Origin of the sequence: Halomonas sp. GXIMD04776 (assembly GCF_049808615.1) — a bacterium.
In the GTDB taxonomy this organism is placed as follows: Bacteria; Pseudomonadota; Gammaproteobacteria; order Pseudomonadales; family Halomonadaceae; genus Modicisalibacter.
Genome location: NZ_JBNCAN010000007.1, coordinates 159,402 through 167,792, shown reverse-complemented (window position 1 = coordinate 167,792; position 8,391 = coordinate 159,402). Strand labels below are relative to the sequence as shown.

At 58.9% G+C, this 8,391-nt stretch carries 4 protein-coding genes; 1 reads left to right on the top strand and 3 read right to left on the bottom strand.

The window, feature by feature from the left end; translation table 11 throughout:
- Window positions 1–121: 121 nt before the first annotated feature.
- The 3 genes from ACPF7Z_RS06820 to ACPF7Z_RS06810 form a co-directional block, all read right to left on the bottom strand.
- Window positions 122–4,030, bottom strand: coding sequence for an AAA family ATPase (locus ACPF7Z_RS06820; RefSeq protein ID WP_425192484.1), 3,909 nt, complete (start codon window positions 4,028–4,030; stop codon window positions 122–124).
- Window positions 4,031–4,092: 62 nt separating this feature from the next.
- Complete coding sequence (locus tag ACPF7Z_RS06815) at window positions 4,093–4,731, bottom strand: tRNA-(ms[2]io[6]A)-hydroxylase (RefSeq protein ID WP_425192482.1); 639 nt, start codon at window positions 4,729–4,731, stop codon at window positions 4,093–4,095.
- Between the two features lie 6 nt (window positions 4,732–4,737).
- A complete protein-coding gene (locus tag ACPF7Z_RS06810) occupies window positions 4,738–5,178 on the bottom strand; it encodes a DUF1289 domain-containing protein (RefSeq protein WP_425192481.1) in 441 nt (146 codons plus the stop codon).
- Window positions 5,179–5,586: 408 nt separating this feature from the next.
- On the opposite strand from ACPF7Z_RS06810, the gene acnB reads away from it, so the two are divergent.
- Window positions 5,587–8,190: a bifunctional aconitate hydratase 2/2-methylisocitrate dehydratase gene (acnB, locus tag ACPF7Z_RS06805; protein ID WP_425192480.1), complete on the top strand. Its 2,604-nt coding sequence runs from the start codon at window positions 5,587–5,589 to the stop codon at window positions 8,188–8,190.
- The last annotated feature ends 201 nt before the right edge of the window (window positions 8,191–8,391 follow it).

Here is an 8,391-nt window from a genome sequence, read left to right as displayed (position 1 = left end):
AAGGCGGCGGTCGGCGTGGTACATTTTGTCATGGCGGCTGAGTCGGTTGGTTCTTGTATAGGAGCTTGAATTATAACCGATTTTCAGCCGCTTTTTGCATGTCTGGTGCAATATCCGGGTCTCAGACACTGCGGCTGGGGTGGCGCCTGCCAGGCTGCGCTTTGCGATCGAGCAGTGACCGCCAACGCATCAGTACCGGTGCATCGGTCTTGTGCACGTCGTGCAGCAACTGACGGAATTCATCGCGGGCTTCACGATCGTCGGGCTCGATGCTCTCCAGCCACAGTTCGAGCGCAAACAGTAAATGATGAATATTGCCATGCTCGCGAGCCAGGGCTCTGGCTTGCTCAACCAGACTGCGTACCGACTCCACCGGACGCTCCAGCCTGAGACGAACACTGGCCAGACGCACTGACAATTCGGGCACGTAGAGTGAATTGCGCTCTCGCGCCACCAGCAGACATTGATCCAGATAATCCTCCGCCTTGGTCAATTCGTCCAGACTCAGGCAGGCGTCCACATACCATAGATTGGGACGCTGATAACGATCACGTCCCACCAGTTCGGCAAACTCATCGAGCCCGCTTTCGATCGTCACCAGCCCGGATCGATCGCCCTGCATCGTCTTGTACCAACCCAGCGTACATTGCGCACCGACATGCCAGAGATGCAGATCGACGGTATGCGTCAGCCCGAAGGCGCGCTCGGCTCGGCTCCCGGCCAGATGAACGTGACCCAGCTGGCGATAAATAGTGGCGGCGAACATCAACGCCATGGCCAGGGAGCCCGGATGCTTGACATCCTCTGCCAATCGGATGGCGGCTTCCACATGCTGTTCCGCCGCCAGATAATCCCCACACAGGCACAGCGTCCACCCCTGATAACAGGCTGCCGCGACCTGCGGATGATCCGAAAATGGCAGCCATTCGATCATCATCGGCTCATGCAAGGGATCGATTTCGCGCAAATGGTCATGGGCCTGACGCAATCTACCCGCCCAGTATTCGCAGTGCGCCTGAGCATATTCGGCCAGGCGCGCATAGCGCGGATCGGGAAGCTGTCGTGCCAGTGCCGTCATACCGGATGCCAGAGAAAAGGCGTCCGCATTGGCATGGCGTTGACTGCAGCCCACCCAAAGCCCCCACTTGACCAGAAAGTGCTGCTCGAGCTCGGTTTCCTCATCGACGCAAGCCGCTCTTTCGAGCACCTCCCGAGCACGCACGAAACTTTCGTGGGCTGTAGGAGAGCCATGCCCTTCTAGCGCAAAGGCTGCCTGTCCCTTGATGGTGAGCAGACTGATCTCACGCTCTTCCTGTCCTTGCACAGTCTGCAGGCTCTTGAGGCCCGCATCCGCCATGCGCAAGGCCATGCGGTTGGCACTCACCTTCAAGGCCTCTCGGGCGGCCAGCTCGAAATAACGTGCCCCACGGGCGTGATATCCACTGCGCTGCAGATGCAGGGCAAACTCCTCGGGATGACGGCTGATGTACATCGGGTGATGCTCTTCTATCAGCGTCACCACCTGCTGATGGATCGCTGCCCGAATATCGGTCGGGCAGGATAGATAGGCGGCCTCATGCAGCAAGGGATGCGTGAACTGATAGTCATGTCCGCTTGGCGCGGCGCAGGGCTCGATGATCTCCAGACGCTGCATGTGCTCCAGTCCCTGTTTGAGCCGGGCCTGTTCGACGGTGCTGCAGTGACGCAGAAAATCGAGTCGGAATTGACGACCGAGCACAGCGGCGGCATGGGCCACCGAGCGGTCGCTATCGAGCTGATCGATACGACTGGCGAGCAGCCCCAACAACCCCTGAGGCAACTCATCGATCTGCAGGCTGCGCCCTTCACGGCGATTGCTGTCAAGGCGTCGGCAGACTTCCTGCAGATAAAGCGGCACTCCCTCGCAACGCTCGATCAGCTGATTGCGCAGTCGTGGCGTGAGATGCAGACGGTAGTGCTTGGCCAGCTGCGACAACAGGCGCGCTGCCTGAACCGCATCCAGCTGTGTCAATACGATCTGTTGATCCCAGTGCAGCCTGATGGGCAACGGCTCCTGCCCCCGTATGCTGGCCACCAGCAAGAACGGGCAATTGATCGGCAAGCGCGCCTGCAACCCGGACAGCATCTTGAGCGAGAGCTCATCGATCCACTGCAGATCATCGATCATCACGACCAGCGGACTATTTCGGGTGGCACGTTCAATCAGCCGATGGAGCAAGCGGATGACCAGCTCGATCGTTTCATTACGCAGCCCCCCTGCCTCGCTACATTCGATCGGGACCATCTGCAACGCTTGCTGCAACAGTTCATAACGCTGCGCATCCTCGAGAATCGTCGCATCGTCGCTGTCGCTCAAAAGCATCTGCAATGTGTCGCAATCAGGCTCACGGTCGGCGTACCAGCGCAGCAATGAACGAGCCAGGCCATAGGGCTCTCGCATTGACATGCGGGTCATGGACTGCCAGCAGATGGTGGTGTCCTGGCTCTGTTCCAGTTGACGGAACCCCACCATCAAGGCCGATTTCCCCATACCGGAAGCCCCCTGCACCAGCACGCTCTGGCGCAGACCGATGCCGGCGCGGGCCAGCGCGTCGCGCAACTTGCGCAGGGCGTTCTCGCGTCCGATCAGAATCGGCTGCAGTGCATTGCGCCCATGTTCATTGACCCCCAACACCAATGCTCGCAGACGTATCTTTCCATCGCAGACCAGCAAGCGTGTCGTCAGGCGTGGCTGAAGATCCAGCGCCGGGGGCATGTGCTGACTGGCCACCTGAGAAATCACCAGCTCACTGCCCTCCGCAGCCCCCATCAACTCCAATGCACGCTGGGTAACCTGCCCCAAGGGATCGACCAGGTGTCGCTCGGGAAGATAAACCACGCGACCGCTATCGAGTCCTGCGGCCAGATCAAAGGAGGGTTGTGGTGTCTCTTCCGTCCAGTAACGCGCGACTTCCTCCGGCAAGGCACGCCGACAATGTTCATAAAGGGCCACCAGTTCGGCAAGCTGATGGGCCGGCCCATGCGTACCGAAGCAAGCGAGTCCCATTCCTCCAGTGACACCGGGTAACCAGAAGCCACCCAGATAATGGCACTGCTGCTCAAGCCAGCGCAGCAATTCGATCTGCAACGTCAGACAGGCGCGTACCTCGTGGCGCTGATCGCGCTCGTCCTGCAACCGCAACCTGATGGCCATGACCGATAATTGACGCTGCTCGATTTCCGCATCGAGCAGCGGAACGCTCTCTGAATCGAGCGTGCGAGCATAGGCGGTTTGTGAGGATGGCCGTTGAACATCACCACTACTGTCGCTCCAATGCCGCGCCAGATGCAGAATTCCGGGGTCCGGCTGTTGCCCCGACAGCGCCAGCAGTTGCAGATAGGCGTTGTACTCCTCGTGAGCGGCGGCGGGCTGGTCATGCTCGATCAACTGATGCATCAGTCGTTCATGGAAGGGAGCATAACCGGAAAAACGACTGACCAAGGTGCGCAGAAGCTCGTCGTCCAGCTCATCGGTGGTCGCCAGTACCTTCTCGGCATAGGCAATGACTCGCTGACGCCATTCACCGCGAAGACGTACCAACCAACGCTGGTAATCGGTGCATTGGCTGAGCTGCAGCTCCTCGGCGAGATCGCCGCGGTAGAGATCCAGCAGCTCTTCGAGTCCTTGTGTAGTGGCAGGCTCGCTCAGCAGTCGATCCACCTGGTTGAGATCGAAGTGCCATTCCTGGGGCAACTGAAAGGCGATGGTCTGACGCGTTACCGTCAATACCTGATCCGCCTGTTCGCCCAGACTCTGGCGCAGGCAATGCAAGGCGTGACGCAGATTGGTGCGCCCCGATGAAAGTCCTTGATCGGGCCACAACAATTCCGCCAATGCCGCACGATTGACCTGTTGCTCATTGAGCAACAGATAGACCAGCAGCGCCTTGACCTTGTCGTAACTGAATTGGGTCAAGGCATCCTCATCGACACTTAGGGAAAAGTGACCGAATAGCGTCAACTGGATAGTAGCGGATGTATTGCGTGTCATTGTTGTGGTTTCCTACATTGTCGTGATGCCATCGGGTTCTTGCTCGTCACCACGACGCTCATTCAAGCGGCTATCGGCAGACCGCTATGAAAGCGAAAAATGGGATCCGGTGCCTCGATCAACGCACGTTCACGTTCGGCAAAGAAAGCAATGCGCGCCTCCAGGGGCTCATCGGCGTAGTGGCGCGCCAGCATGAGATAGTCTTCGTAATGACGCCCTTCCGACTTGACCAGTCCACGATAGAATTTGCCTAGCTCATCGTCCAGATGCGGAATCAGGCAGGCAAAACGTTCACAGCTTCGCGCCTCGATGAAGGCGCCTACGATCAACACATCGACCAGACGATGCGGATCTTCTCGGCGAATGCAGTCGCGCAATCCCGTCGCGTAACGAGATGCGGTGATATGCCGGTAAGCGATGCCCCGCCCCTCCATGAGCTTGACGACCTGCTCGAAATGCAAGAGCTCCTCTCGGGCGAGCTGCGACATCTTGGTCAGTAGCAACGGATGCTCGACATAGCGATACATCAGACTCATGGCCGTGGACGCTGCCTTTTTCTCACACTGGGCATGATCGATCAGCAGCAGACTAGGATTGGCGAGTGCGGCGTCGATCCATTCCCGAGGGGTGGCACAGGGTAGAAATGCCAGCAGTTCGGCAGGCAATAATGTGTCGGTAGTTTCCTGAGTCGTCTTTATCATCTCGGGTCAGTCAAGCTCCAGGTTCAGGCGACGCGATTCAGCACTGGCAAGCAATGCACGCGTGATGGCCTCATGCAGTTCATCGGCGGAAAGTCGCAACCCTTTACCCCTGGGCCGCAAGCCATAACGAGAAAGAACACGAATACGCGTTCGACCCACGCGTAACAACTCGATGGCCCGAGACAATGACGGTTGATCGTCACGAAAGCGAATACGGTGACGCTCGAGTTGGCTTTGCAGCAGACTCGCATCCATGACTTCCAGAAAATCGCCGGCGACGCGGGCGCGTAGCCTGTCCAATTCGGCCATGCGTGCACGACGTTGTTCATCGGCATACCCGAACCAATTGCGAATCTCGCCTTCTGTACGTTGGCACCCCCGACATACGGGGTCTCCAAGGGTGGTGGAGCAGAGTCCAACGCAGGGCGAAACGATCGTTTGTCCCATGACGTCCTCCTCGGTGGCCCATGGTAGCGCGCCAACTCCGCGTCAGCGACCGGCAAAGAAGTAAAAAGCGTGATTCCGAACCCAACCAAAGTCGAATTAGCTAACGAGTCAACACCCTTAACATTGTCGACAATTTCACGTACTATCCGCCCGCCTAACTGCGAAACCCATGCGAGCGCCCAGCCAGCGCCGACGACGCCCCATCGTCGTGATTTCGCCTAGGGACCGTTCACGATCCGGCGAGTCAGGGTCAGACAAGGCGAAAGCGATTGAAGAAAGGACCGGGCTCGCGCTCGAGTTTACTGAAGTAGATGAGTATTCTGAGATCGGTTTCAACGACGTATGACCGACACGCAGCGGGTCATGGGCAGGTTCGTAGGGTTTCCGACTACTGAAAAGGACACCATCGTGCTTGAAGCCTACCGTCACCATGTCGAGGAACGCGCTGCCGAAGGCGTGCCGCCGAAGCCGCTGAATGCCGAGCAGACCGCTGCACTGATCGAGTTGCTCAAGGCCCCACCGGCGGGCGAAGAACAGTTCCTGCTGGAGCTGATTACCGACCGTGTTCCCCCGGGGGTCGATGAGGCCGCCTACGTCAAGGCAGGCTTCCTGAGCGCCATCACCAAGGGCGAAGCACAGTCACCGCTGATCGATAAGACCCACGCGGTCAAGCTTCTCGGCACCATGCAGGGCGGCTACAACATCGCCACCCTGGTAGAGCTTCTCGATGACGATGCGCTCGCCAAGGAAGCCGGCGAACAGCTCAAGCACACCCTATTGATGTTCGATGCCTTTCATGACGTGGCCGAACGCGCCAAAGCCGGCAATGCCATTGCCAAGGACGTTCTCCAGTCCTGGGCGGAAGCTGAATGGTTTTTGGCCAAGCCCGCCCTAGCCGAAAAAATCACGCTAGCAGTCTTCAAGGTGCCCGGTGAAACCAATACCGACGATTTGTCTCCGGCCCCGGATGCCTGGTCGCGCCCGGACATCCCACTGCATGCCAATGCCATGCTCAAGAACCCTCGCGAGGGTATCGAACCGCTCGAAGCAGGCACCAAGGGACCCCTCGAGCAGATCGAGGCAGTCAAGGCCAAGGGCTACCCGGTGGCCTATGTCGGTGACGTGGTCGGCACGGGCTCCTCGCGCAAGTCCGCTACCAACTCGGTACTCTGGTTCTTTGGCGACGACATCCCTTTCGTACCCAATAAGCGTGCCGGCGGCTTCTTCTTCGGCAGCAAGATCGCGCCGATCTTCTTCAATACCATGGAAGATGCCGGCGCCCTGCCCGTCGAGATGGACGTCTCGAAAATGGCCATGGGCGATGTCATCGATGTCTACCCCTATGAAGGCAAGGTCTGCAAGCACGATACCGACGAACTGCTGAGCACGTTTGAGCTCAAGACCCGCGTCATTCTCGACGAAGTGCGTGCCGGCGGGCGTATTCCATTGATCATCGGCCGCGGCCTGACCGACAAGGCACGTAGCGAACTCGGTCTGGGGCCTTCCGAGGTATTCAAGACGCCGGAACAACCGGTCGATACCGGCAAGGGGTTCACTCTGGCCCAGAAGATGGTGGGCAAGGCCTGCGGAATGGAGGGCGTGCGCCCTGGCATGTACTGCGAGCCGAAAATGACCACCGTCGGCTCTCAGGACACCACCGGACCGATGACTCGGGACGAATTGAAGGACCTTGCTTGCCTGGGCTTCCAGGCGGATCTGGTGATGCAGTCGTTCTGTCATACCGCGGCTTACCCGAAGCCCGTCGATGTGGAAACTCACCACACCCTCCCCGACTTCATCATGAATCGTGGCGGCGTGTCGTTGCGTCCGGGGGACGGCATCATCCACTCCTGGTTGAATCGCATGCTGTTGCCGGACACCGTGGGTACCGGCGGCGACTCCCATACCCGCTTCCCGATGGGTATTTCGTTTCCCGCGGGCTCCGGTCTCGTCGCCTTCGCGGCAGCCACCGGCGTCATGCCCCTGGATATGCCGGAGTCGGTGCTTGTGCGTTTCAAGGGCGAGCGTCAGCCCGGCATCACCCTGCGCGACCTGGTCCACGCCATCCCGCTATATGCCATCAAGCAAGGACTGCTGACCGTCGAGAAGTCCGGCAAGAAGAACGCCTTCTCGGGGCGTGTACTGGAGATCGAAGGCCTCGAGGATCTCACCGCCGAACAGGCCTTCGAGCTCTCGGATGCCTCCGCCGAACGCAGCGCCGCGGGCTGTACCATCACGCTCTCCGAGGAGCGCGTCAGCGAGTACTTGACCTCCAACATCACGCTGCTCAAGTGGATGATCGACCAGGGCTACGGTGATCGTCGTACACTGGAGCGACGCATCGAAGGCATGCAGGAGTGGCTGGCCAACCCGAGTCTGATGCGTGCCGACGACGATGCCGAGTACGCCGAGATCATCGAGATCGATCTGAGCGAGATCACCGAGCCGGTCCTGTGCGCCCCCAACGATCCGGACGATGCGCGGTTGCTCTCGGAGGTTGCCGGCGAAACCATCGACGAGGTCTTCATCGGCTCCTGCATGACCAACATCGGACATTTTCGAGCTGCTGGGAAGTTGCTGGAAAAGCAACCGGCAGGTAGTCTTAAGACGCGTCTATGGCTGGCACCACCCACCAAGATGGATCAGCATCAGCTGACCGAGGAAGGTTATTACGGAATCTACGGGCGCGCAGGCGCACGGATGGAAATGCCGGGTTGTTCGCTGTGTATGGGCAACCAGGCTCGCGTAGCACCAAAGTCCACCGTGGTCTCCACCTCGACCCGTAACTTCCCCAACCGTTTGGGTGATGGTGCCAATGTGTACCTGGCCTCCGCTGAGCTGGCGGCCGTCGCCGCTGTCGTGGGTCGCCTCCCCACGGCCGAGGAGTACCAGGGCTATATGGGCGAGTTCAACGCCATGGCCGGAGAGATCTACCGGTACATGAATTTTCATGAAATCGAGGAGTTTCAGAAGGCGGCCTCGAACGTGATTCCTGTTGCACAGGAAGCATGACCCATCGATTCCGATGCTCGCAACATCGATGGAATCCATGAGATTCCGAATCGACCACAGAAGCGCCCCGTTATCGGGGCGTTTTTTTGTAACAAAAACTTACTAATACCCGCACCTCAAGACTTGTAATCGAACAGCGTTCGCATTAGCGTTCTCCTACCTGATTGAACGCCTTTTCCTGTCCCATCAGTGCGGGTCCGT

Excerpts from the sequence above, each read along its gene's own strand:
- ACPF7Z_RS06815 (WP_425192482.1), bottom strand. The coding sequence starts at position 4,731 with ATGATAAAGACGACTCAGGAAACTACCGACACATTATTGCCTGCCGAA.
- ACPF7Z_RS06820 (WP_425192484.1), bottom strand. The coding sequence starts at position 4,030 with ATGACACGCAATACATCCGCTACTATCCAGTTGACGCTATTCGGTCAC.
- ACPF7Z_RS06810 (WP_425192481.1), bottom strand. The coding sequence starts at position 5,178 with ATGGGACAAACGATCGTTTCGCCCTGCGTTGGACTCTGCTCCACCACC.